The following is a 22,783-nucleotide window of genomic DNA, read 5'->3' as shown; positions in this document are numbered from 1 at the left end:
TTCATGAAAAAGCCGGGGCTACCCCGGCTTTTTTTATGGCGGGCATTTTACCGCACGCTCTTTCGCCGCATGCTCCCCTGCCCGACTTCTGTTGTATGAAATAAAAAACGGCGCCCGTGAGCGCCATTTTTATTTCACCAGGCAGACCGCCCGGTTAAGCCAATTCAGAGTGCGAAAGGCAGAATAGAGAAACCGCGGCCCAGCACGCTTGCCGGATCGTTACGCGCCTGCTCGTCATGATCGACCAGCGCCAGGTTATCCAGTTCGCCATCGACGTGGGTATTTTCCAGCAGGTAACGGGTCATGCGTACTTTCGCCCACGGCCACGCCAGACCGAAAGTAATACCGCAGACAACAAAATTGCTGGCGAGCAGCCACACAAAGGCACCTACCGTCACCGTTGAGCGGAACGTGATACCGCCTTCGAGGGACATCTGCTGATAAACATAGTTACGGATACGTACTAACGCGAAGCTATAGCACACCAGTATGCCCGCCAGATAAATCATATACGCAAGGAACATGGTGGAAAACAGCGATGAGGCAACGCCCAGCATTGCTGCTTCGCTATCCCCACCGTATATGCTGTACTGGAAAATCTGCGTGATCATCGGCACCACCATAAACATCACCAGCGCGATGAACGGAACAAACAGCAGCATCGCTTTGATATAAATAAAGGTGCAGGTTTTCACATTCAGGTTAATGGCGAAACGGTGTTTACCATATTGCAGGTTATTCACCAGCAGGCTGAACCACATGGAAGCAGTTACCCCCTGAATCAGCGCCGTACCGCCAAGGCCAATCACGATAGCCAGCACGATACCGGTGATAATGCCGCTGACGCTGCCGCTGGAGCCTACGAGCGTGAACACGATAGCGAGAACCGCGAAGAGCAGCACAGCAATCAGTAGTGGGCAACCCATCATGACCCACCACGCGCGCAGCGGGCCCGCTTTAAAGCTAAAACGCAGACCGTTAAGCTGGGTCATCAGCAGTTGATAACGCAGGCCCTGCATAATCAGGAACGGGGCGAACGCGATAAACAGCACCATAATACAGAGGTTTAACAGCGTATTTTCATGTACCGCGTTAATCAGGAACACCACATAAAGGATGGCGAGACATAAAAAGCCTACGAAAATGGCGCGGCCCGTTGCGTGGTAAGAAAAACGCGCCCCGGCCAGCTCGGTATTTTCATAGAAATAACGGCGCGCACGCACCATCGCCCACGGCAAAAACAGCCCGGCGGTGATGACAGTCAGCACTATGTTGACCAGCCAGATGGGAAAATAGCCACCGCCGCTCCCCTGAAATGAAAATGCGTGTGTCTTATTCCCTGCTGGGAATTTATTATCGTCTGACATAACAATCCTTATTCTGTAAAAAAGAAAAAAGCGCCGTTATAACCATTAATATCTTAGGGTTAATCCAGTGCGTACTTTATTGTAATAAAGGCCCGGAAAGAATAATAGCAGCCAATATTCCTGGGCTTGCGTGACGCTGCTGGTAATGGTATTAAGCACACCAATATGTTGGACATATGACAGCAGAGCAGAAAGATGAATGTTGAGGCGCCGGTTGAAATTATCATGCGCCGGATGACGGCGGCGGATAACGCCCCGGTCGCCCGGGTGATCCGCCAGGTTTCCGCAGAATATGGCCTGACGGCAGACAAAGGCTACACCGTCGCGGACCCGAATCTCGATGTGCTTTATACGCAATACAGCAAACCTGGCCACGCGTATTGGGTCGTGGAGCTGGACGGCGAGGTCGTCGGCGGCGGCGGTATCGCGCCACTGGTCTGCAGCGAAACCGATATTTGCGAATTGCAGAAAATGTATTTCCTGCCCGTTGCGCGCGGCAGAGGGCTTGCCAAAAAGCTTGCTATCCAGGCGATGGACTTTGCCCGCTCGCAGGGTTATCGCCGCTGCTATCTGGAAACCACCGCGTTTTTAAAAGAGGCCATCGCGCTTTATGAACGCCTTGGGTTTGCCCCGATTTCCGAACCGCTTGGCTGCACCGGCCATGTCGACTGCGAAGTGCGCATGTTAAAAACGCTCTGATTAGCGAATATCAGCGCGAAATAAAAAAAGCCGGGTTATCCCGGCTTTTTTATTATTGCTGCATCGCGAGACGGATAACCGCCCCGGCTTTTTCCGGCGGCAAAGCCAGCACGTTACGCCAGAGATCCTGCACCATATTGCAGACCTGTTTTTCCTGGCCGACGCCTTTTTGCGGATCGTTAAAGACCTCTACCGTCTCGCCATATTTTTCCTGTAACGCCTGGCCTATCGGGGCCATCGTCTCTCCTGCGAGCGCCTGCTCCTGCGGGGTAACTTTATGCGCGTTAGGGCCGTAGCTTGCCGACAGCAGTTGCATCTCGACGTCCATACGCTTTGCAATGATATCTTTCGACAACATATTCACCGGGTTCACGCCGCCTTTTACCTGCGGCATCAGGAAGCGGAAACAGGCATCATCGCTGTGTTGCTGCATTTCGCGGGTCTGCGCCATGCTGGTACGCATATAAGCCATCACTTCATTATCTGGCGCAAACTGAATCCGCTGCATTTCAAGGTCGGCCATATGAATTTGAATGGCGTCGATCACTTCTTGCTGCGTTTTGCCCTGCTTCACCATTTCAACAGCCTGGTTGCGAACGCGCGCGTAAAACGCCGGATCTTTTTCCTGAATCAGCTTATACACCGGCATGCTGTTAAACGCCTCATCGAAGCCCTGCTCCGGTGATGCCTTACTGCCCTTAAGCCAGGCGATATCCGCGACATTCCATACCACAATGCCGACGACGAAAATCGCAATCGCCGCAAATTTATTCACTTTGCCTTTCTTATAGAGCGCTGAAGCGATGCCCGCGAGCGCAACGCCCACCCATGCGGAAATCAAGACATGATGCCAGTTCATTTTTATCCCTTCGGTATTGATCGTTTTTAGAAGGCGCAAGCCTGCGCCGGTACGCCGCTGTGAAAGCGAAACTCGGCGTCGGGCTGATTAATCAGCCGTGCTTCCGCCTCGCCCAGCGTTTGCACGCGTGGCGTAATGTCATCGGGTGAAATCCGCTGTGCCAGATCGAGGTAATCCTGATAATGCCGCGCTTCAGAACGCAGCAGCGACAAATAGAACTTCTGTAAATCGTCATCCAGATAAGGCGCCAGCGCGGCGAAACGCTCGCAGGAGCGCGCTTCGATATACGCCCCGCAAATCAGCTTATCGATAAGCGTTGCCGGCTCATAGGTGCGCATTTCGCGCCGCAGCCCGCGTGCGTAGCGGCTGGCGGTAATTTTCACGTACGGAATGTTACGCGCTTGCATCACTTCGCGCACCTGCCAGAAGTGGTGTAATTCTTCTTTGATAAGCAACACCATGCTGTCGATAAGCGTCTGGCCCCACGGGTCATCGGTCTGAGGCATCACGCTTTTGCCAATGCGCTTATGCAGCGCCAGAAAATCTGGCTCCGGCCCTTCGCGGTAAGTGAAATCTTCATAGGGCTTCAGCCAGCCGAGAAGATCGTCAGAACCGCTTTTATCGGCGACATAGCGGCGAATCAACAGCATCGCGGTTTGCGCGGCTTTCAGCTCACAAATCATGTGGTCGGTCAGCAGCAGCGGCAGGTTTTCCGGCGCTCTGGCTTCATCAATCCAGGCTTGTGGGGTCGCGCAGTGCAGAAAATTTTTAACGGGGAGGAGGAGTGCGTCGTAATTCATGCGGGGTTCCTGAAATGCGGCAGCGCTGCGCTGCCGCAAAGGGCGACTTAGTGACGGACACCGTCGTCGTCTTTATCCATATCGTCGTCGTCGTCTTCTTCGCCTTCGCCGTCCGGGTCTTCAAAGTAAGTACCCCAGCCGTCGTATTCAACGTTGAATTTTTCCGCCAGATTCATCAGTTGCTCGACCTGTGCGTCGATAAGCTCCGCATTCAGCGCACACTCGCTCAGCGCGTCGCAGCAGATGACGGTTTCACCGCCCTCTTCGAGCTCCAGCTCTTCCGGGTCTGTCACTTCATAGCCAAGCTTAAAAACTTCCACCGCCAGCTTCTCCAGCGTATCGAAATCGTCTGCTGAGAAATGGTGTTCAATGGTGTACAACGCATCAGGATCGCTGCCATCGTCAAGCAGCTCTTCAATAATCAGACGCGTCTCTTCGCGCTGCTCTTCCAGTAATTCCGGGTTTGCCATGGCTCGTTCCTCAGTGTGTCGGCAGATACCTTCTATTTTCACACACCATCGGGAATGCCTCCACCTTTCCCCGCAAAGTTTTAACACGAGGGGTTGCAAATGCATATTCATACATATATATTGAATTTTAATTCAATAAGTGGCGTCAGCCAGTGAGGGGATCATGTCTGCGTTGTATCAGAAATCGTTTTTAAAATTGCTCGATTTTACGCCTGCCCAAATTCATAACTTGCTGGAGCTTTCCGCAAAGCTCAAAAGCGATAAAAAAAAGGGCATTGAAGTTCAAAAGCTTACCGGAAAAAACATTGCGCTCATCTTCGAAAAAGACTCAACCCGCACACGATGCTCTTTCGAAGTTGCCGCATATGACCAGGGCGCGCGCGTCACTTACCTCGGGCCAAGCGGCAGTCAAATTGGGCATAAAGAATCAATTAAGGATACCGCGCGCGTCCTGGGCCGTATGTATGACGGCATTCAGTATCGCGGCTTTGGTCAGGAAATCGTCGAAACGCTGGCGCAGTATGCTGGCGTGCCGGTGTGGAACGGCCTGACTGATGAGTTTCACCCAACACAGCTGCTGGCGGACCTGCTCACCATGCAGGAGCATTTGCCAGGCAAAGCGCTTAACGAAATGACGCTGGTCTATGCCGGCGACGCGCGTAATAACATGGGCAATTCGATGCTGGAAGCCGCCGCGTTGACGGGGCTGGATTTACGTCTTGTCGCCCCGCAGAGCTGCTGGCCTGCCGAAGAACTGGTCACCGAGTGCCAGGCGCTGGCGAAAGAAACCGGCGGGCGCATCACATTAACCGAAGATATCGCCGCTGGCGTAAAGGACGCAGATTTCATTTATACCGACGTCTGGGTGTCGATGGGCGAGGCGAAGGAGAAATGGGCGGAGCGTATCGCACTCCTGCGCCCTTATCAGGTGAACCGTCAGATGCTCGCACTTACCGGCAACCCGAACGTGAAATTCCTGCATTGTCTGCCCGCGTTTCATGACGACCAGACCACGCTTGGCAAGCAGATGGCCGAACAGTACGGCTTAAAAGGCGGCATGGAAGTAACCGACGAGGTGTTTGAATCGGCCAACAGCATTGTGTTTTGCCAGGCCGAAAACCGGATGCATACGATCAAAGCGGTGATGGTCGCGACGCTGGCTGAATAAATCCGGAAAGCGGATGCGCATGCTCTATGCGCACCCCTTCCGAACGGTGGGTGCGCTTCGCTGGCCCACCTGTAACCCACTCATTCCATCAACATCTTCACCACAACTTTGCGTACCTTGTCCGGCTCGCCCACCGCGCACAGCGGTTTATGCACTTCGCCAGGCCAGAAAATCACGAAGTCGCCCTCTTCCAGCACCACGGTTTTTTCCTGCGCGCCCTCGGGCAAAAACGCAATGTCTTTATCCGCCAGCCAGTCCGTTTCCGGCGCCCCTGCCGGCTGTGTGCTGAAGGTCATTCCTTCACGGCCCGCCAGCACAATCTGAATATCCAGATACCGCGCGTGATACTCGGCGCGACGCTTTTCAAACGGCTCGGTCATGTCTTCCGAGAGCAAGAAAAAGAGGCGGTTACCGTCCAGATCGTACTTACCCGGCGCGGTTTGCGCCGTCACCTGCTGTTTCACCTGCTCGATGGCGTCGCGAAACGGCGCGGGCAGCCAGGTGCCCAGCGCGTGGATATTACCGATGATCATTGCCAGCTCCTTATATAAAACACTGTTTCATTTTTCTGTGTTATACGAGGAATTGCCGCATCATGCCACTGGTTTCTCAGCGAAACCTGCTTCAGCGCATGGTTATCGCGTCATGCGTTACAAGCTTGTTAATGTTAGCCAGGCGTTTATGCAACTTTTATGCATAACTCTGGCGAATATAAAACGGCGCTTCGCAACAACCGACTGTTTTAAAAGCCAATAACGGAAAAAAGGCGGTGCGGTCACGTTTTGCTTACCCGGCAAACAAGCGCGCCAGCGTCATAATTATTTGCGTTATTTGCAGTCTTTCGAAATAAATGCGCACCGGTAATGCATAACGATATTCACCTCTCTTAAATATGCTTATTATTCATTATCTTATATAGGTGTTCGTTTATTGACCACAAACAAAATATTAACACTGCCGCATAAGCGTTGCATTTTCTGCGTAGCGATTCATATTGCCCGACGAATTAATTAAACTTTCCATGAAATAAATCATCCTTTCTTCGGAATAATAAAATCCCCGGCTTTCCCGTGATATTCATCACAATGTCAGCGAATCGCTCCAGTACTATTTATATCGAGTTCAATCTGCACGGTTATTCGTTATGCGAACACCTTTCGCATAATGCCACCGTTTTTATTCTGAAATTAGCCAAGGAATAAATATGGAAAAGCATTACGTGGGATCAGAAATTGGTCAATTGCGCAGCGTTATGTTGCACCGGCCTAATTTAAGCCTGAAAAGGCTGACGCCGTCTAATTGTCAGGAATTACTTTTCGACGATGTATTATCCGTCGAGCGTGCGGGAGAAGAACACGATATTTTCGCCCGGACGCTGCGCGAACAGGGCGTCGAAGTATTATTACTGACGGATCTGCTTACGCGTACGCTGGATATTCCCGAAGCGAAAGCCTGGCTGCTGGAGACGCAGGTCTCTGAGTACCGTCTGGGGCCTTCTTTTGCTTCCGATATCCGTGGCTGGCTTGCCGATCTGCCGCACCGGGAACTGGCGCGCCGCTTAAGTGGCGGCCTGACATTCAGCGAAATCCCGGCCTCGATTCATAATATGGTGGTGGATACGCACGGAGCCAATGATTTTATTATGGAGCCGCTGCCTAATCATTTGTTCACCCGCGACACCTCCTGCTGGATATATAACGGCGTATCGATTAACCCAATGGCAAAACAAGCTCGCCAGCGCGAAACCAATAATTTACGTGCGATTTATCGCTGGCACCCGGCATTTGCCGATGGCGAATTTATTAAATATTTCGGCGACCAGAACATTAATTACGACCACGCGACCCTTGAAGGCGGAGACGTATTAGTGATTGGGCGCGGCGCGGTATTAATCGGCATGTCTGAACGCACCACGCCGCAGGGGGTGGAGTTTCTGGCAAGCGCCCTGTTTAAACACCAGCAGGCGACGCGCGTGATTGCCGTTGAACTGCCCAAGCATCGCTCCTGTATGCACCTCGACACCGTCATGACGCATATCGATATCGACATTTTCTCCGTCTATCCCGAAGTGGTGCGCCCCGATGTGAAGTGCTGGACCTTAACGCCGGATGGGCGCGGCGGCATTGCGCGCCGGGAAGAAAAAACCCTGGTATACGCACTTGAGAAGGCGCTTGGCGTCGATCGCATCACGCTCATCACTACCGGCGGCGACGCCTTTGAGGCCGAGCGCGAGCAATGGAATGACGCTAATAACGTGCTGACCGTACGCCCCGGCGTGGTGATCGGCTATGAGCGCAACATCTGGACCAACGAAAAATATGACAAAGCCGGCATCACCGTGCTGCCCATTCCTGGCGATGAACTTGGCCGTGGACGCGGCGGCGCCCGCTGCATGAGCTGCCCACTGGAACGCGACGGTATTTAAGGAGAACCCCATGGAAACGAAACCCACACTCGTGGTGGCGCTCGGCGGCAATGCGCTGCTTAAACGCGGCGAACCGCTGGAGGCGGAGATCCAGCGTCACAACGTGGAGCTGGCGGCGCGCACTATCGCACAACTTACCCGGCAGTGGCGCGTGGTGCTGGTACACGGCAATGGTCCGCAGGTTGGGCTGCTGGCGCTACAAAACAGCGCTTACGTCAACGTGGCGCCCTACCCGCTCGACATTCTGGGCGCAGAAAGCCAGGGGATGATTGGCTACCTGCTGCAACAGTCGCTGAAAAACCTGCTGCCGGAGCGCGAAGTCAGCGTGCTGTTAACGCAGGTGGCCGTGGATGAAAACGACCCGGCATTTCAAAACCCGACCAAATACATTGGCCCGGTTTATGACAAATCCCAGGCAGACAAGCTCGCTGCCGAAAAGGGCTGGGTGATGAAAGCGGACGGGCGCTATTTCCGCCGCGTGGTGCCCTCGCCGCAACCGCAACGGATTGTCGAAAGTGATGCCATTCGCACGCTTATCGGGCGCGATCATCTGGTGATTTGCAACGGCGGCGGCGGCGTACCGGTGGTGGATAAAGCCGACGGCTACCACGGTATCGAGGCGGTTATCGATAAGGATCTTTCCGCCGCGCTGCTGGCGCGCCAGCTTCACGCCGACGCGCTGTTGATTCTGACCGACGCCGACGCGGTGTATTTCGACTGGGGCAAACCGACGCAGCGCCCGCTCACCCGTGTGACACCCGCACAGCTGGCCGAACTGTCATTCGACGCAGGCTCAATGGGGCCAAAAGTGGCGGCGTGCTGCGCGTTTGTCGAGCAGTGCGGCGGCATGGCCGGGATCGGCGCGCTGGGTGACGGCCCGGCGATCCTCGCAGGCGATAAAGGCACGTTGATTCGACAGTGAGTTTTCGCCCCCACACCCCAGCCCTCTCCCCGCCCGGGAGACGAATAGTGCGAGGGGCGCCCACCACTTTGACACCAAAAGGATATGACCATGACTATCAACCTGAAAAACCGCAACTTCCTGAAACTGCTCGATTACACCCCGGCAGAGATCCAGTACCTCATTGACCTCGCGGTCGAACTGAAAGCCGCGAAAAAAGCCGGACGCGAGAAAAAAACGCTGGTGGGTAAAAACATCGCGCTGATCTTCGAGAAAACCTCCACCCGCACCCGCTGCGCCTTTGAAGTCGGGGCGTTTGATCAGGGCGCGCAGGTCACCTACCTCGGGCCGAGCGGCTCGCAGATAGGCCATAAAGAGTCAATGAAAGACACCGCGCGCGTGCTGGGCCGCATGTATGACGGCATCGAGTATCGCGGCTACGGCCAGGCAATTGTCGAGGAGCTCGGCAAATACGCAGGCGTGCCGGTGTGGAACGGGCTGACTAACGAATTTCACCCCACGCAAATTCTGGCCGACCTCATGACCATGCTCGAACACTCGCCGGGCAAAACGCTTAGGCAAATCCGTTTCGCCTACCTCGGCGACGCGCGCAATAACATGGGTAATTCGCTGATGGTGGGCGCGGCGAAAATGGGTATGGAAATCCGTCTGGTTGCGCCGAAAGCGTTCTGGCCGGAAGAGGCGCTGGTTGAACAGTGCCGGGCAATTGCCGCTGAGACCGGCGCACGTATTCACCTGACGGAGCACGTTGATGAAGGCGTGGACGGCGTCGATTTCCTCTACACCGATGTGTGGGTCTCAATGGGCGAGCCGAAAGAGGCCTGGGCCGAGCGCGTCGCGCTGATGAAACCCTACCAGGTCAATCAGGCGGTCGTGAAGGCCACCGGCAACCCGAACGTCAAATTCATGCACTGCCTGCCGGCGTTTCATAACGAGCACACCACCGTGGGCCGCGACATCGAAACCGCGTATGGCCTCAAGGGGCTGGAGGTGACAGAAGAGGTGTTCGAATCGCCCTGCTCCATTGTGTTTGATGAGGCGGAAAACCGCATGCACACCATCAAAGCTGTGATGGTGGCGACGCTTGGCGAATAACCTTTGCGGGCGCGCCGCGGCGCGCCCGCCGTTTCGGAGAGACCCTCATGCACAGGTTCAAATTTCCTTCCGCTTACACCATTTTGTTCGTGCTGATAGCCCTGGTCGCGGCGCTGACCTGGATTGTGCCCGCCGGGAAATACCAGATGGCGATGAACGACACGCTCGGCAAAGAAGTCCCGGTTGCAGGCACCTACGCGCCCGTCGAGGCGCATCCGCAGGGTATTACCGCCATTTTGCTGGCCCCCATAGATGGCCTCTATAACCATGTGACCTATACCGCAGGCGCTATCGACGTGGCGCTGTTTGTGCTGATCATCGGCGGCTTTCTGGGCGTGGTGAATAAAACCGGGGCCATCGATGCTGGCATCGAGCGCGTCACGGAGCGCCTGCATGGTAAAGAAGAGTGGATGATCCCCATACTCATGGCGCTGTTTGCCGCAGGCGGCACGATTTACGGTATGGCGGAGGAGTCGCTGCCGTTTTACACGCTGCTGGTGCCGGTCATGATGGCCGCGCGTTTTGACCCGCTGGTGGCGGCCGCGACGGTGCTACTCGGCGCGGGTATCGGTACGCTCGGCTCGACCATTAATCCCTTCGCGACCGTCATCGCCGCCAACGCCGCAGGTATTCCCTTCACCAGCGGTATTGGGCTGCGCGTGGCGCTACTGGTCATCGGCTGGGTTATCTGCGTGTTGTGGGTAATGCGCTACGCCCGCCGCGTGCGTCAGGATCCATCCTCTTCCGTCGTGGCCGATTTATGGGAGTCCAACCGGGCGCATTTTCTTGGCAACCGCTCAGAGGAAAGCCTTCCCTTCACGGCTACACGCAAAATAATTCTTGTGATTTTCGCCGCTTCCTTTGCGGTGATGATCTATGGCGTGGCGGTGCGCGGCTGGTGGATGGGCGAGATTTCCGGCGTCTTTCTCGCCGCCGCCATTATCACTGGCGTCGTGGCGCGCATGAGTGAAGACACCTTCACCAGCACGTTTATTGACGGCTCGCGGGATCTGCTCGGTGTGGCGCTTATCATCGGCATTGCGCGCGGGATCGTGGTGGTAATGGATAACGGCATGATCACCCATACCATTCTGCACAGCGCCGAAAACCTGGTGACCGGGCTCTCCACCACGGTTTTCATCAATGTGACCTACTGGCTTGAGGTCTTGCTCTCGTTTCTTGTGCCCTCATCATCCGGCCTTGCCGTACTGACCATGCCTATCATGGCGCCGCTCGCGGATTTCGCCCATGTGGGACGCTCGCTGGTGGTGACGGCGTACCAGTCAGCGTCCGGCATTGTAAACCTGATTACGCCGACCTCGGCGGTGGTGATGGGCGGTCTTGCTATCGCGCGGGTGCCTTACGTTCGTTATCTGAAATGGGTGGCGCCGCTCATCCTCATCCTGACGGTGCTGAATATGGCCGCGCTCAGTCTCGGCGTGCTGTTTTAGCCATTCATGGCGTCGCGGCGCTGTCAATCACGGGCATCGCGCCGCATGAAACGCCTCCCATTTCTGTAAAAGCCCGCGTGTCGTCAGGTTATTGTGGTTTCCCCGCGCGCGGGTCGGGAAAACAATATCGTTTTTCTTCAACTTTCATCAACGTAAGGAGTGACGGTCCATGAAGGATTACGGTGATTATTCCGGAAAAGAGCAGCAGCAAATGACGGTGTGCCAGCGGCTTATCAGCAATAAAACCTACTGCTCTCAGGAGGAGATCCGGCGGGATATGCAGCGCCACGGGTTTGACAATATCAGCCAGTCCTCCGTCTCACGCCTGCTCAAACTGCTTGGTGTGGTGAAAATCCGCAACGCCAAAGGACAAAAAATTTATTCTCTTAACCCGCTGTTACGCCCGGCCCCGGATGCGGCGCGGTCTATCTCAGAAATGGTCGTGAGCGTCGAACATAACAGTGAATTTATCCTTGTCCACACGGTTGCAGGCTATGGCCGCGCAGTGGCGAAAGTGCTGGATTATCACGCGCTGCCGGAAATCCTGGGCGTGGTCGCGGGCAGCAGTATCGTCTGGATAGCGCCACGTGATGTCAGGCGCACCGCCCTCATTCACAAACGCATTAATTATCTACTAAGAATGCATTAATATTCACAGCAATCGATTCCTGGCGACAAAGTGTGCATTTCTTGCTTGTCAGCTAAACGCACATGCGTATAATGCCGGGCAATTTGCCGGAGGGAAGTATGGTCCAGTGTGTTCGACAATTTGTCTTACCGCGTCGTCAGAAAACTGACGGCCAGGCCGTTGCTCTTTCCGTTCCAGAATTGCTGTTAAAAGCCCCTCAATGAGGGGCTTTTTTTTGTCCAGCGTTTGTCCGCCGGCCTAAAGAGGAGACAAAAATGGCGAATCCGCTTTTTCAAAAACATATTATTTCCATCAACGATCTCAGCCGCGCCGAGCTTGAGCTGGTGCTGGAGACAGCGGCGAAGCTAAAGGCGAACCCGCAGCCGGAGCTTTTGAAGCATAAAGTTATCGCCAGTTGCTTCTTTGAGGCCTCGACCCGCACCCGTCTGTCGTTTGAAACCTCCATGCATCGTCTGGGCGCGGCGGTAGTGGGTTTCTCTGACAGCAGCAATACGTCACTTGGGAAAAAAGGCGAAACGCTGGCGGATACCATTTCGGTTATCAGCACCTATGTGGACGCCATTGTGATGCGCCATCCGCAGGAAGGCGCAGCGCGCCTCGCGACGGAATTTTCCGGCGGCGTGCCGGTGCTGAATGCGGGCGACGGCGCCAACCAGCATCCGACCCAGACGCTGCTCGATCTCTTCACCATTCAGGAAACGCAGGGACGGCTTGAAAACCTCACCATCGCGATGGTGGGCGACCTGAAATATGGCCGCACCGTGCATTCACTGGCGCAGGCGCTGGCGAAGTTTAACGGCAACCGCTTTTGCTTTATCGCCCCGGATGCGCTGGCGATGCCGCAATACATTCTCGATATGCTGGATGAAAAAGGCATCGCCTGGAGCCTGCACAGCGCCATTGAAGATGTGGTGCAGGAGGTCGACATCCTCTATATGACCCGCGTCCAGAAAGAGCGCCTCGATCCGTCGGAATACGCCAACGTGAAAGCGCAGTTCGTGCTGCGAGCCGCCGATCTGCACGGCGCGCGCGCCAACATGAAAGTGCTGCACCCGCTGCCGCGTATCGACGAAATTACGACCGATGTCGATAAAACGCCGCATGCCTGGTATTTCCAGCAGGCGGGCAACGGCATTTTCGCTCGTCAGGCGCTGCTGGCGCTGGTACTGAATCACACGATTTAGCGCTGTAAGGAGAAGCTCATGACACATGACAATAAACTTCAGGTAGAAGCCATTCGCCGCGGCACAGTGATTGACCATATCCCGGCGCAGGTCGGTTTTAAGCTGCTTTCCCTGTTTAAGCTTACCGAAACGGATCAGCGCATCACTATCGGCCTTAACCTGCCCTCCGGCGAGATGGGCCGCAAAGATTTGATCAAGATTGAGAACACCTTTTTGACCGACGAGCAGGTAAACCAGCTCGCGCTCTACGCACCGCAGGCGACGGTCAACCGCATCGACGATTATGAAGTGGTGGGCAAGAGCAAGCCGAGCCTGCCGGATCGTATCGACAATGTGCTGGTCTGCCCGAACGGCAACTGCATTAGCCGCATTGAGCCAGTCGCGTCCAGCTTCGCGGTGAAAACCCGCGGTGAGGCGGTACAGCTGAAGTGTAAATATTGCGAGAAAGAGTTCGCCCGTCACGTCGTGCTCGCGGATTAATTGTGGCTGGCAAAGGCCTCCTGGCTCCCTATAATGAGCGGGAGCCTTACCGCTGTTAACTTCAGGAGAAATTATGTCCCGCACTATCGCCACGGAAAATGCACCCGCAGCAATCGGCCCGTATGTTCAGGCCGTCGATCTGGGCAACATGGTTATCACCTCCGGGCAGATCCCGGTGGATCCGAAATCCGGCAGCGTGCCGGACGACATTGCCGCACAGGCGCGCCAGTCGCTCGATAACGTGAAAGCGATTATCGAAGCCGCTGGCCTGAAAGTGGGCGATATCGTAAAAACCACGGTATTCGTAAAAGATCTCAATGATTTCGCGACCGTCAACGCCACTTACGAAGCGTTTTTCACCGAGCACAACGCCACCTTCCCGGCGCGCTCCTGCGTCGAGGTGGCGCGTCTGCCGAAAGATGTGAAAATCGAAATCGAAGCCATCGCGGTTCGTCGTTAAGCATCACGCTGGCATAAAAGAAAAAGCACCGCGAGCGGTGCTTTTTTTATGGGCTTAACGCGCCGTTTTCCTGGTCTTCGGCAGCGTCTGGCGCTGATGGCTGACCGGCGTATGCCTGGTCAGCGCTGGCTGGGTTTTGCGATACTGACGCTTCGCGGCGCGCATCTCTTCAAGGGTTGGCGCGGGCACCAGACAGTCGCGGCGCGAACCAATCAGATGCTTTTTGCCCATGGCTTCCAGCGCCTCGCGAATCAACGGCCAGTTAGCCGGATCGTGATAGCGCAGCAGCGCTTTATGCAGCCGTCGCTGACGGTCGCCTTTCGGCACCACCACATCTTCGCTTTTGTAGCCGATTTTCCCGAGCGGATTTTTACCGGTGTAATACATCGTCGTCGAGTTAGCGAGCGGCGACGGATAGAAGTTCTGCACCTGATCGAGCCGGAAGCGGCGCTGCTTGAGCCATAACGCCAGATTCACCATATCTTCATCGCGCGTGCCGGGGTGCGCGGAGATGAAATACGGGATCAGATACTGCTCTTTCCCCGCCTGCTTTGAATACGTATCGAACAGTTCTTTAAAGCGGTCATAGCTGCCCATGCCCGGCTTCATCATTTTCGACAGCGGCCCTTCTTCGGTATGCTCCGGCGCTATCTTCAGGTAACCCCCAACGTGATGGGTCGCCAGCTCTTTGATATAACGTGGATCTTCCACGGCGAGATCGTAACGCACACCGGAGGCGATCAGGATCTTCTTGATGCCACTGAGATCGCGGGCGCGGCGGTAGAGATTGATCGTCGGCGTGTGATCGGTATCCATATGCGGGCAGATATCCGGGTAGACGCAGGAGAGGCGGCGGCAGGTCTGTTCGGCGCGCGGCGAGGTGCAGCGCAGCATATACATGTTGGCGGTCGGCCCGCCGAGATCGGAAATGACACCGGTAAACCCTGGCACCGAATCACGGATAGCCTCTATCTCATTAATGATGGAGTCTTCCGAGCGGCTCTGAATGATGCGCCCTTCGTGCTCGGTAATGGAACAGAACGAACAGCCGCCAAAGCAGCCGCGCATGATATTCACTGAGAAGCGGATCATTTCATACGCCGGAATACGCTTTTTACCGTACGCCGGGTGCGGCACGCGCTGGTACGGCAGCGCAAATACGCTGTCCATCTCTTCCGTTGATAACGGGATCGCAGGTGGGTTTATCCAGATAAAGCGATCGCCATGCTTTTGCATCAGCGCGCGGGCACAGCCGGGATTCGTTTCGTGATGCAGAATGCGCGAGGCGTGCGCGTAGAGCACTTTGTCGCCTTTCACTTTTTCATACGACGGCAGCAGCACGTAGGTTTTTTCCCACGGCTTCGGGCGCGGCGGCTGCACGGTAACGGCTTTCGCCGCCGGTTTTTCCGGCTTATTGCCCTCGGCACAGGGCAGATCCTCGCCATAAGGATGCGGAATAGGATCGATGCGCCCCGGCGTGTCGAGACGCGTAGAGTCGACGCCAGACCAGCCCGGCAGCGCCTCTTTAAGCATAATGACCGTGTTGCGCACCTCACGGATAGTGCTTATCGGCTCGCCCGCCGCCAGACGATGCGCCACTTCCACCAGCGGACGCTCGCCGTTGCCGAAAATCAGCATATCGGCTTTGGAATCCACCAGCACCGAACGGCGCACGGTATCAGACCAGTAATCGTAATGCGCGGTGCGTCGCAGGCTTGCTTCAATACCGCCTAAAATTACCGGCACGTCTTTCCACGCCTCTTTACAGCGCTGGGTATAAACGAGCGTCGCACGATCCGGGCGCTTCCCGGCTTCGTTATCCGGCGTGTAGGCGTCGTCGTGACGCAGTTTACGATCGGCCGTGTAGCGGTTGATCATCGAATCCATATTGCCGGCCGTCACGCCGAAAAACAGATTCGGCTTGCCAAGCCGCATGAAATCCTCTTTGGTATTCCAGTCCGGCTGGGCAATGATCCCCACACGAAATCCCTGCGCCTCAAGCATACGGCCACAAATGGCCATACCGAAGCTCGGATGATCAACATAGGCGTCGCCGGTGACGAGAATAATATCGCAGCTGTCCCAGCCGAGCTGGTCCATCTCCTCGCGCGACATGGGTAAATAGGGCGCAGGCCCAAAACAGGCGGCCCAGTACTGGGGCCAGGAGAACAGATCGCGATCCGGCTGGATCAGGCTCAGGGAACTCATAGTGCTTCCGGAAAAATGGCAAAAAATCGACAAAGGGCGGCGATTATACGTCCGGAAGTGACAAAAAAAGAAGGGATATTCTGCGGAAAAAAGCATCACTGCTTTTCCCCGCAGCTAAACGTGATTATTTGCTGTGCCAGTACGCCGCCGCACGCATCAACTGCGCGTTGACGCGGCCTTCAAACGGTTCACTGACGTGTTTGACGACCTTACCTTCACCGGTTATCCAGAGGTAATAGTCATCCTCTGGGACGGTCAGCGTCGCCAGTTTTTCTTCTATTGCCCGCACGTCGTGACCGACCACCCAGTGGATAGCGAACTCACTGAGGTGCGACAGATAACCCTTCAGGGATTCATCAGCCACCGTCACGATAGCCTCAACCTGCACCGGTTTCGCCTGCGCGCGCAGCGCCTCAAGGCGTCGACGCAGTGCGGGCATACCGGACTCATCGCACACATAAAGCTGCCAGGCGTAATCTTCTGGCACAACCAGCGAGCCGCGCGGCCCGCCGATACAAAGCGTATCGCCCGGTTTTGCCGCGACCGCCCAGTCGCTCGCGACACCCGCGTCATGCACGTAAAAATCGATAGTCAGTTCCTGGCGCGCCTCATCAAAGAGCGGCGTGTAATCGCGTGACGGCGGACGCACATCGCTTGCCCAGACAATGCCTTCGTCTGTCACTTCAGGCGCGACGAACGGGACGCCCTCCTGCGGGAAGAACACTTTGATATGGTCATCAAAGCCGCATGAGGTGAAACCGGCCAGTGAGTCGCCGCCGAACACGACACGCTGAAACCCGCTGACGCGTTCATTGCGCAGCACCGTGATTTCGCGAAAACGCAGCGCGTTACGCACGCGCTGCGGAAAATGAGTTGTCTGATTCATCATCAACCTGCCAACGTAAACGGTAAATTAGATATATCTAAATTGTCGTAAATGATAATGATTGCCAATAACTCAAATGGCAAGCCTTTTTTAGATAGGCCGCACAAAAAGCGCACAGGCTGTCACTAATCAAAAATTAATGTTTACCTTTCATTAAGTTATTTTTTAATGCTGCATTTTTAAGACGTAACTGAGAAAAAAAGATATAGTTAAGATATATCTGTTTTAAACGGAGAGATTGCCATGCGTTCTGACGACCACCACGCTTCATCCCCCCGCCGTGAAGGCCGCCACGGGCCAGACGGCCACCGCCGCCCGCGCTTTTTCGGCAATGGCGAACTGCGCCTGGTGATGCTGGATATCCTCTGCGGCGGCGCGAGCCACGGCTATGAGCTCATCAAAGCCATCGAAACGCTCACCGCGGGCCACTATGCGCCAAGCCCTGGCGTGGTCTACCCGACGCTCGACGCGCTGGAGGCGCAAGGGTTTATCGCGCAGCATGAAGAGGACACTGGCCGCAAGAAGATTGCTATTACTGACGCGGGCCGCGCCTGGCTTGAAGAAAACCGCGAGACGCTGACGCATATTCATGCGCGAATGCGGGCGCGCGCTATCGGGCATCAGCTGCGTAAAGATCCGCAGATGAAACGGGCGCTCGACAATATGAAAGCGGTGCTGGATTTAAAAGTGAATCAGGCGCAAATCAGCCCGGAGACGTTAAAGCAGATTATCGGGATCATCGATCAGGCCGCGCTGGATATTTCCCAGCTCGACTAACCAGAACGGCGGTGGCCTGCCACCGCCGCGGTCTGTCAGGCGCTGAGGCGGAACACTTTTACCAGCGCTTTTAAACTATGCGCCTGGTCGTTCAGTGAAGAAGCCGCCGCGACCGACTCCTCCACCAGCGCAGAGTTTTGCTGCGTGGTGGTGTCAATCATGCCGATAGCGCTGTTAATCTGCGAAATGCCATCAGTCTGTTCACGACTTGCCTGTGCGATTTCCCGCAGGATCGTGTCCATTTCGTCGACGTTGGTCACCATACCGTTCAGAAGGCCGCTCGCTTTCTCAACAAGCTCCATCCCTTCGCGCGTCTGGCCGGTCGAGTCCTCAATCAGCGCGCGGATCTCACTTGCCGACGAAGCGCTCTTCTGCGCAAGCTGACGCACTTCACCCGCCACGACCGCAAACCCGCGCCCGTGCTCGCCCGCACGCGCCGCTTCCACGGCGGCGTTCAGCGCCAGAATATTGGTCTGGAAGGCGATGGCGTCGATCAGGTTGATGATGTCTGACATGCGATCGGACGTGCCGCGGATGAGGCGCATTTTGTCCGTCACCTGGCGCATCATCTCGCCGTTGCTTTTCACCACGCTCGCCGCGTCGGAAGAGAGCCGCGTCGCTTCGCTGGTGTTGTCAGCGGTGTTTTTCACAGTTGACGTGATCTGCTCCATCGAAGCCGCAGTCTGTTCCACGGAGCTTGCCTGCTCTTCGGTGCGCGCTGCCAGATCCTGGTTACCCGCCACAATCTGCGACGCGGCGCTGGAGATACTTTCAGCGCTGTACTGCACCTCCCGCACAATTGCCTGCAGACGCTGCTTCATATCCATTAACGCATGCAGCAGCACGCCGGTTTCATCACGCCCGTTCACCGTCACGGAACGGGTCAGATCGCCTTCGGCAATCGCCTCGGCAAACGCCACCGCCTGGCCGAGCGGGCGCGTAATCGCGCGCACGATAAGCCAGCCCATCAGCGAGCCGAGCATCACGCAAAGCAGCGTCAGTCCAATCATCAGCGCACGGCTGCTGCTGTAATCGTTCGCCACCGTTTCACCCGCCTCGCGCATGTGGCTGTCCTGAATTTTAATCAGCGCCTGTACGCGCGCGGTATATTCCGCCTGCAATTGCAGCGTGGTAGACATCATCTCCTCCATCGCCGCATTACGGTCATTGCGTTTCACCGCATCGAGAATACGAAACCGCGAGGCCAGATACTGCTTACGCACCTCGGCAATCTGCGCCAGCGCCTGACGCGAAGCGTCGTCGGTCAGCGTTTTATCCAGATCCGCGAGCAGCGCGCTGATGCGCCCGCTGATGGCGCTAAGCTGCGCCTGCGACTGTTGCGTCCAGCGCTGGTCTTGATCCAGCAACATTAATTGCTGGGTACTGACGAAGCTCTGGAAATTCTCAATAAGCTGATTAGCTTTAACGGTAGTGGGATAGTCCTTTATCACAATCTGCTGAATATTATTATTCGCCTGGCTAAGACTGCCGAGCGATAAACTGGCGCTGATGAGTAGAAGAACAATAAAGAAAGCAAAAGCGAAAATAAGTTTTGTGCGGATTTTTATATCGCGGATGGACATATTCACTCCGTTGAACGGGTTATTTTGCGCTGGCGAAACGGAAATCGCAGCGATGGATAACGTGATCCGCCGAACCTACGGGGATCGACAAAGGTCGTTATCGTCCGGACGTTTCGTAACTTTATGACTTTGATCGTTTTTTTCTTTTATAAAAGCCTTAAACAATAGCCATTAACTATTAATAAACGGTGATTGATCGGCCAAACGTGCGCCAGATCACTTAATCGCGCAACTAATTACAGCGAGGCGGGTGCATTTTTTTCTGAAGCTTCAGCAGGATGGAAAAAGTAATTTCAAATGCAGGGATTTAAATTAATACATTTAATTAATTTATCATTAACAATAAATCAACAAATAAAGATCACGTTAAAAGCGCACAAAATGCAAAATAAGAGTATGTCGGCGAGGGAATAAAAAAGGCGGCACGGGCCGCCTTCAGGGAGATTAATGCAGGACCGTGACGGCGTCTTGCAGACGCCCGGCGCGGTGTTTCACCATCGATGACACCTGGGCGCTCTCTTCCACCAGCGCCGCATTTTTGCGGGTGATGGCGTCCAGCTCCGCCACCGCCCGGGTGAGATCGGAAAGCCCGTCGGCCTGTTCTGTGGTCGCCTGGCTTATCTGGCCAATGAGGCGAGTGACGTTCTCCACCTGGTTGACGATATCCTGCATGGTGCGGCCCGCTTCATGCACCTGCACCGTGCCAGATTCCACCTTACTGGCGCTGGCATCAATAAGCTTGCGGATATCGTTAGCAGCGCTGGCGCTACGGTTCGCCAGATGGCGTACTTCACCAGCCACGACCGCAAAGCCTTTGCCCTGCTCGCCCGCCCGCGCCGCCTCTACCGCGGCATTGAGCGCCAGGATATTGGTCTGGAAGGCGATGTCATTAATCAGCGCGGTAATGGAGCCGATGCGCTGGGTGCTGTCGGCAATCTCATCCATGGTGTTGACCACGGTTTCCATCGTCTGCCCGCCAAGGCGCGCCGCGTCGCTCGCCTCGCTGGACAGTTTGTCTGCCGCCGCAGCGGTGGCCGAATTGTTCTGCACCGACGCCGCCATCTGGTTCATGGTCGTGACAGTTTGCTGAACATTCGCGACCGTCTGGCGGGTGCGTTCGTTCAAATCATCATTCCCGCGCGCCAGCGTTTCGCTGCCGCGACGGACACTGCTCACCTGCCCTGACACATCATTCATCAGCCAACGGCACATCAGGCCGAGCTGCCCGATTGCGCGCAGCGTCACGCCGACTTCATCCACGCGATGAATATGCGCCACGCTTTGCGATTCGCCGGTGGCGATACGCAGCGCCTGCCGCGCCACATTTTCTACCGGGCGAACAATCTGCCACTCCAGCGCTGCGCCGCCCAGCAGCAGCATTACTGCCGCCGTGATAACGGGCGCCAGCAGCGGCGCGCCGGTACACGCCATCACTGCGGTCCAGGCGACAAACAGGGCGGCCAGCACGCCGCGCAGACGCCAGCGCAGCGGCAGCGCGGGCAGTTTACCCCACCAGCCGTTTCGCAGGACCAGGCCTTTAAAGAGACGGCGCGGTTTGCGCCCTTCGCGCAGCGCCTGATAAAGCGGCTCTACCGCAGCGATTTCCTGCGCGCTGGCTTTCGTGCGAATGGACATAAAGCCGGTGATGTTGCCATCGCGCACCATCGGGGCGACGTTTGCACGCACCCAGTAGTGATCGCCGTTTTTACAGCGGTTTTTCACGATGCCGGTCCAGGGCTCGCCCTGCTTTAGCGTGTACCACATATCAGCAAAAGCGGCTTTTGGCATATCCGGATGACGCACCATATTGTGCGGGCTGCCGGTGAGCTCCTGAAGCGTATATCCGCTGACCTCGACGAAGGCGTCATTGGCGTGGGTGATATAACTTTGCAGATCGGTGGTAGACATAAGCGTGGTGTCGTTATCGAGCGCAACGTCGCGCTGCGTAACGAACGGCTGAGAAGACATAACGGCGTCCTTAAGCAGGTTATCCAATTGTAAAACTTTTTTCTTCTTTGTTATGTCGGCGATATATAAATTATCTTTAGCTGTTAAATTCGATTCAGCTCGCACTTTACGCGCTTCATTATTATTTTTTTATGTTTGCGGCCGATGATTTATATCCGCAATTATTCCCTCGCGTTAACACTCTCTCTTTATTATTAACCGAGCGTCTCCAGTGCACTGTCACTGTGGGCAAGAATGCAGCGGGCGCGCCCGCTATTTTTACCAAAATACATCGCTTTATCCGCCCGGCCGATCGCCTCATGCAGCGTTTCATGCGCGAGTACGCGCGTAAGGCCGCCCGTCGCCGTCACGTGAAGGGTGTCGCCGCCGAGCAGAAGCGGGGTGCGCCCCAGACTGCCGCAAAGGCGCAATGCCGCATCCCGTGCCGCTTCCGGCGTATGGGATTCCAGCAGCGCGACAAACTCTTCGCCGCCAAAGCGATACACGCGCTCATGGTGTCGCGCTTCGGTTTTCAGGCGCTGCGCTACCTGGCGCAGCACATCATCACCGGCGTTGTGCCCGTAGGTATCATTGACCTTTTTAAAGCGATCGATATCGCTAATCAGCAGCCACAGCGTTTCTTTGTGCGCGCTGGCGTGCAGGTAGGCGAAGTCTTCATACAGCAGATGGCGCAGCGGCAGGCCAGTGAGCGCGTCATGCAGGTTACGCAGCGAGAGTAACTGCTGGCGGTAATCGTCAATGCTCGCCACAAACTGTTGCTGGGCCGCGTGGTAAGCATATAACGCAGTAGCATTGACCTGGTTATCCGCTATCGCCTCAATCAGCGTGCGCGCTTTACCATGCATATGAAGATGCGTGTCGCTAATATTTTCTATGAAATGTGCGTGGCGAGGCGGGATATTATCGCGCGCGGTCATCCACTGGCAAAAACGACAATAACGATGCGACTGCGGATGAATAAACGCGTTATCGGGAGACGAGCCTAATAATGCCAGCTCTAAAAATTTGCCGGTCCATTCATAATGTAATTTAAGCGCCTGGTTTAGCGCTTTTAATGATGAATCGATCTGTTCTAAATCCATGCTTACCTCATAAAGCAGCCACCGCCCTGGTTTTCAGGGAAACGCGAGAGAGTAATGAACTGCGCGCGACCTCACCTGGCGGCAAATCAGTAAATATGGCAATAAACGCTGAAAGATATATTTTAAATACATTATGTACATAAAGACATCCGCTGAAACAGTCGCAAATGCCTGCACGAGGGTCGCGCACGGCGCCCTGTTTTGGTGCGCGTTCCCGTGAGCCCGCCTGGAATGCGGCCTGCGGGGGCAG

The 22,783-nt window shown here is 55.5% G+C and carries 21 protein-coding genes; 11 read left to right on the top strand and 10 right to left on the bottom strand.

The features are described 5' to 3' along the window. Positions 1 to 164: 164 nt before the first annotated feature. A complete protein-coding gene (locus AFK62_RS02670; protein ID WP_007672588.1) occupies positions 165 to 1,367 on the bottom strand; it encodes a YjgN family protein in 1,203 nt (400 codons plus the stop codon). A gap of 195 nt (positions 1,368 to 1,562) precedes the next feature. Between AFK62_RS02670 and AFK62_RS02665 the strand changes: the two genes are divergently transcribed. Further along, positions 1,563 to 2,066 (top strand): GNAT family N-acetyltransferase, encoded by a 504-nt coding sequence (locus AFK62_RS02665; protein WP_007672591.1) that lies wholly within the window; start codon positions 1,563 to 1,565, stop codon positions 2,064 to 2,066. A gap of 52 nt (positions 2,067 to 2,118) precedes the next feature. Here AFK62_RS02665 and AFK62_RS02660 read toward each other — a convergent pair whose 3' ends face one another. From AFK62_RS02660 to rraB, 3 genes are read right to left on the bottom strand one after another with little or no spacing between them, the layout of a single operon-like run. Next, positions 2,119 to 2,925: a hypothetical protein gene (locus tag AFK62_RS02660; protein ID WP_007672594.1), complete on the bottom strand. Its 807-nt coding sequence runs from the start codon at positions 2,923 to 2,925 to the stop codon at positions 2,119 to 2,121. 26 nt (positions 2,926 to 2,951) lie between these two features. After that, positions 2,952 to 3,725 carry a tRNA isopentenyl-2-thiomethyl-A-37 hydroxylase MiaE gene (gene miaE, locus AFK62_RS02655; protein WP_007672596.1) on the bottom strand — a complete coding sequence of 258 codons (774 nt, stop codon included), beginning with the start codon at positions 3,723 to 3,725 and terminating at the stop codon, positions 2,952 to 2,954. A gap of 47 nt (positions 3,726 to 3,772) precedes the next feature. After that, positions 3,773 to 4,195: a ribonuclease E inhibitor RraB gene (rraB, locus tag AFK62_RS02650; RefSeq protein ID WP_053531695.1), complete on the bottom strand. Its 423-nt coding sequence runs from the start codon at positions 4,193 to 4,195 to the stop codon at positions 3,773 to 3,775. Positions 4,196 to 4,358: 163 nt separating this feature from the next. On the opposite strand from rraB, the gene argF (AFK62_RS02645) reads away from it, so the two are divergent. Continuing rightward, positions 4,359 to 5,363, top strand: a complete 1,005-nt coding sequence (gene argF / locus AFK62_RS02645; protein ID WP_032984404.1) for an ornithine carbamoyltransferase — start codon at positions 4,359 to 4,361, stop codon at positions 5,361 to 5,363. A gap of 80 nt (positions 5,364 to 5,443) precedes the next feature. Here argF (AFK62_RS02645) and AFK62_RS02640 read toward each other — a convergent pair whose 3' ends face one another. After that, positions 5,444 to 5,896 (bottom strand): YhcH/YjgK/YiaL family protein, encoded by a 453-nt coding sequence (locus tag AFK62_RS02640; protein ID WP_007672602.1) that lies wholly within the window; start codon positions 5,894 to 5,896, stop codon positions 5,444 to 5,446. A 671-nt stretch (positions 5,897 to 6,567) separates the two neighbouring features. On the opposite strand from AFK62_RS02640, the gene arcA reads away from it, so the two are divergent. The 8 genes from arcA (at position 6,568) to ridA (ending at position 14,029) form a co-directional block, all read left to right on the top strand. Continuing rightward, positions 6,568 to 7,788: an arginine deiminase gene (gene arcA, locus AFK62_RS02630; RefSeq protein ID WP_007672603.1), complete on the top strand. Its 1,221-nt coding sequence runs from the start codon at positions 6,568 to 6,570 to the stop codon at positions 7,786 to 7,788. 10 nt (positions 7,789 to 7,798) lie between these two features. Continuing rightward, positions 7,799 to 8,710: a carbamate kinase gene (arcC, locus tag AFK62_RS02625; protein WP_007672604.1), complete on the top strand. Its 912-nt coding sequence runs from the start codon at positions 7,799 to 7,801 to the stop codon at positions 8,708 to 8,710. A gap of 90 nt (positions 8,711 to 8,800) precedes the next feature. Beyond that, positions 8,801 to 9,805 carry an ornithine carbamoyltransferase gene (gene argF / locus AFK62_RS02620; protein WP_007672605.1) on the top strand — a complete coding sequence of 335 codons (1,005 nt, stop codon included), beginning with the start codon at positions 8,801 to 8,803 and terminating at the stop codon, positions 9,803 to 9,805. A gap of 47 nt (positions 9,806 to 9,852) precedes the next feature. Continuing rightward, positions 9,853 to 11,256 carry a YfcC family protein gene (locus AFK62_RS02615; RefSeq protein WP_007672608.1) on the top strand — a complete coding sequence of 468 codons (1,404 nt, stop codon included), beginning with the start codon at positions 9,853 to 9,855 and terminating at the stop codon, positions 11,254 to 11,256. Between the two features lie 169 nt (positions 11,257 to 11,425). Further along, a complete protein-coding gene (locus AFK62_RS02610; protein ID WP_032984405.1) occupies positions 11,426 to 11,905 on the top strand; it encodes an arginine repressor in 480 nt (159 codons plus the stop codon). 254 nt (positions 11,906 to 12,159) lie between these two features. After that, a complete protein-coding gene (gene pyrB, locus AFK62_RS02605; protein WP_007672615.1) occupies positions 12,160 to 13,089 on the top strand; it encodes an aspartate carbamoyltransferase in 930 nt (309 codons plus the stop codon). An 18-nt stretch (positions 13,090 to 13,107) separates the two neighbouring features. Next, entirely contained in the window at positions 13,108 to 13,569 is a 462-nt protein-coding gene (gene pyrI, locus AFK62_RS02600) for an aspartate carbamoyltransferase regulatory subunit (protein ID WP_007672616.1), read from the top strand. A 73-nt stretch (positions 13,570 to 13,642) separates the two neighbouring features. Further along, positions 13,643 to 14,029 (top strand): 2-iminobutanoate/2-iminopropanoate deaminase, encoded by a 387-nt coding sequence (gene ridA, locus AFK62_RS02595; RefSeq protein WP_004388683.1) that lies wholly within the window; start codon positions 13,643 to 13,645, stop codon positions 14,027 to 14,029. Positions 14,030 to 14,083: 54 nt separating this feature from the next. On the opposite strand, the gene AFK62_RS02590 is transcribed toward ridA, so the two are convergent. Continuing rightward, a complete protein-coding gene (locus AFK62_RS02590; protein ID WP_007672617.1) occupies positions 14,084 to 16,237 on the bottom strand; it encodes a YgiQ family radical SAM protein in 2,154 nt (717 codons plus the stop codon). Positions 16,238 to 16,361: 124 nt separating this feature from the next. Further along, complete coding sequence (locus AFK62_RS02585) at positions 16,362 to 17,126, bottom strand: siderophore-interacting protein (RefSeq protein ID WP_032984406.1); 765 nt, start codon at positions 17,124 to 17,126, stop codon at positions 16,362 to 16,364. A gap of 240 nt (positions 17,127 to 17,366) precedes the next feature. On the opposite strand from AFK62_RS02585, the gene AFK62_RS02580 reads away from it, so the two are divergent. Next, positions 17,367 to 17,900: a PadR family transcriptional regulator gene (locus AFK62_RS02580; RefSeq protein ID WP_007672625.1), complete on the top strand. Its 534-nt coding sequence runs from the start codon at positions 17,367 to 17,369 to the stop codon at positions 17,898 to 17,900. 35 nt (positions 17,901 to 17,935) lie between these two features. Here AFK62_RS02580 and AFK62_RS02575 read toward each other — a convergent pair whose 3' ends face one another. The 3 genes from AFK62_RS02575 to AFK62_RS02565 all read right to left on the bottom strand — a co-directional run bounded on the left by AFK62_RS02575 (position 17,936) and on the right by AFK62_RS02565 (position 22,533). Beyond that, positions 17,936 to 19,483: a methyl-accepting chemotaxis protein gene (locus AFK62_RS02575; protein ID WP_007672626.1), complete on the bottom strand. Its 1,548-nt coding sequence runs from the start codon at positions 19,481 to 19,483 to the stop codon at positions 17,936 to 17,938. 444 nt (positions 19,484 to 19,927) lie between these two features. Beyond that, positions 19,928 to 21,451 carry a methyl-accepting chemotaxis protein gene (locus tag AFK62_RS02570; protein WP_007672629.1) on the bottom strand — a complete coding sequence of 508 codons (1,524 nt, stop codon included), beginning with the start codon at positions 21,449 to 21,451 and terminating at the stop codon, positions 19,928 to 19,930. A gap of 194 nt (positions 21,452 to 21,645) precedes the next feature. Then, on the bottom strand, positions 21,646 to 22,533 hold the full coding sequence (locus AFK62_RS02565; RefSeq protein ID WP_053531693.1) for a diguanylate cyclase: 888 nt from the start codon (positions 22,531 to 22,533) through the stop codon (positions 21,646 to 21,648). Between the last annotated feature and the right edge of the window lie 250 nt (positions 22,534 to 22,783).

The sequence above is a fragment of the Cronobacter condimenti 1330 genome (assembly GCF_001277255.1).
In the GTDB taxonomy this organism is placed as follows: Bacteria; Pseudomonadota; Gammaproteobacteria; order Enterobacterales; family Enterobacteriaceae; genus Cronobacter; species Cronobacter condimenti.
The sequence above is the reverse complement of the archived record's forward strand: the minus strand, read 5'-3'. Positions and strand labels throughout refer to the sequence as shown.

Bases quoted from the DNA above. Each gene is read 5' to 3' on its own strand.
- AFK62_RS02590 (WP_007672617.1), bottom strand. From the start codon at position 16,237: ATGAGTTCCCTGAGCCTGATCCAGCCGGATCGCGATCTGTTCTCCTGG.
- arcC (WP_007672604.1), top strand. From the start codon at position 7,799: ATGGAAACGAAACCCACACTCGTGGTGGCGCTCGGCGGCAATGCGCTG.
- pyrB (WP_007672615.1), top strand. From the start codon at position 12,160: ATGGCGAATCCGCTTTTTCAAAAACATATTATTTCCATCAACGATCTC.
- AFK62_RS02665 (WP_007672591.1), top strand. From the start codon at position 1,563: ATGAATGTTGAGGCGCCGGTTGAAATTATCATGCGCCGGATGACGGCG.
- AFK62_RS02565 (WP_053531693.1), bottom strand. From the start codon at position 22,533: ATGGATTTAGAACAGATCGATTCATCATTAAAAGCGCTAAACCAGGCG.
- AFK62_RS02610 (WP_032984405.1), top strand. From the start codon at position 11,426: ATGAAGGATTACGGTGATTATTCCGGAAAAGAGCAGCAGCAAATGACG.
- AFK62_RS02670 (WP_007672588.1), bottom strand. From the start codon at position 1,367: ATGTCAGACGATAATAAATTCCCAGCAGGGAATAAGACACACGCATTT.
- AFK62_RS02615 (WP_007672608.1), top strand. From the start codon at position 9,853: ATGCACAGGTTCAAATTTCCTTCCGCTTACACCATTTTGTTCGTGCTG.
- AFK62_RS02580 (WP_007672625.1), top strand. From the start codon at position 17,367: ATGCGTTCTGACGACCACCACGCTTCATCCCCCCGCCGTGAAGGCCGC.
- argF (WP_032984404.1), top strand. From the start codon at position 4,359: ATGTCTGCGTTGTATCAGAAATCGTTTTTAAAATTGCTCGATTTTACG.
- AFK62_RS02575 (WP_007672626.1), bottom strand. From the start codon at position 19,483: ATGTCCATCCGCGATATAAAAATCCGCACAAAACTTATTTTCGCTTTT.
- rraB (WP_053531695.1), bottom strand. From the start codon at position 4,195: ATGGCAAACCCGGAATTACTGGAAGAGCAGCGCGAAGAGACGCGTCTG.
- arcA (WP_007672603.1), top strand. From the start codon at position 6,568: ATGGAAAAGCATTACGTGGGATCAGAAATTGGTCAATTGCGCAGCGTT.
- ridA (WP_004388683.1), top strand. From the start codon at position 13,643: ATGTCCCGCACTATCGCCACGGAAAATGCACCCGCAGCAATCGGCCCG.
- argF (WP_007672605.1), top strand. From the start codon at position 8,801: ATGACTATCAACCTGAAAAACCGCAACTTCCTGAAACTGCTCGATTAC.
- pyrI (WP_007672616.1), top strand. From the start codon at position 13,108: ATGACACATGACAATAAACTTCAGGTAGAAGCCATTCGCCGCGGCACA.
- AFK62_RS02570 (WP_007672629.1), bottom strand. From the start codon at position 21,451: ATGTCTTCTCAGCCGTTCGTTACGCAGCGCGACGTTGCGCTCGATAAC.
- miaE (WP_007672596.1), bottom strand. From the start codon at position 3,725: ATGAATTACGACGCACTCCTCCTCCCCGTTAAAAATTTTCTGCACTGC.
- AFK62_RS02660 (WP_007672594.1), bottom strand. From the start codon at position 2,925: ATGAACTGGCATCATGTCTTGATTTCCGCATGGGTGGGCGTTGCGCTC.
- AFK62_RS02585 (WP_032984406.1), bottom strand. From the start codon at position 17,126: ATGATGAATCAGACAACTCATTTTCCGCAGCGCGTGCGTAACGCGCTG.
- AFK62_RS02640 (WP_007672602.1), bottom strand. From the start codon at position 5,896: ATGATCATCGGTAATATCCACGCGCTGGGCACCTGGCTGCCCGCGCCG.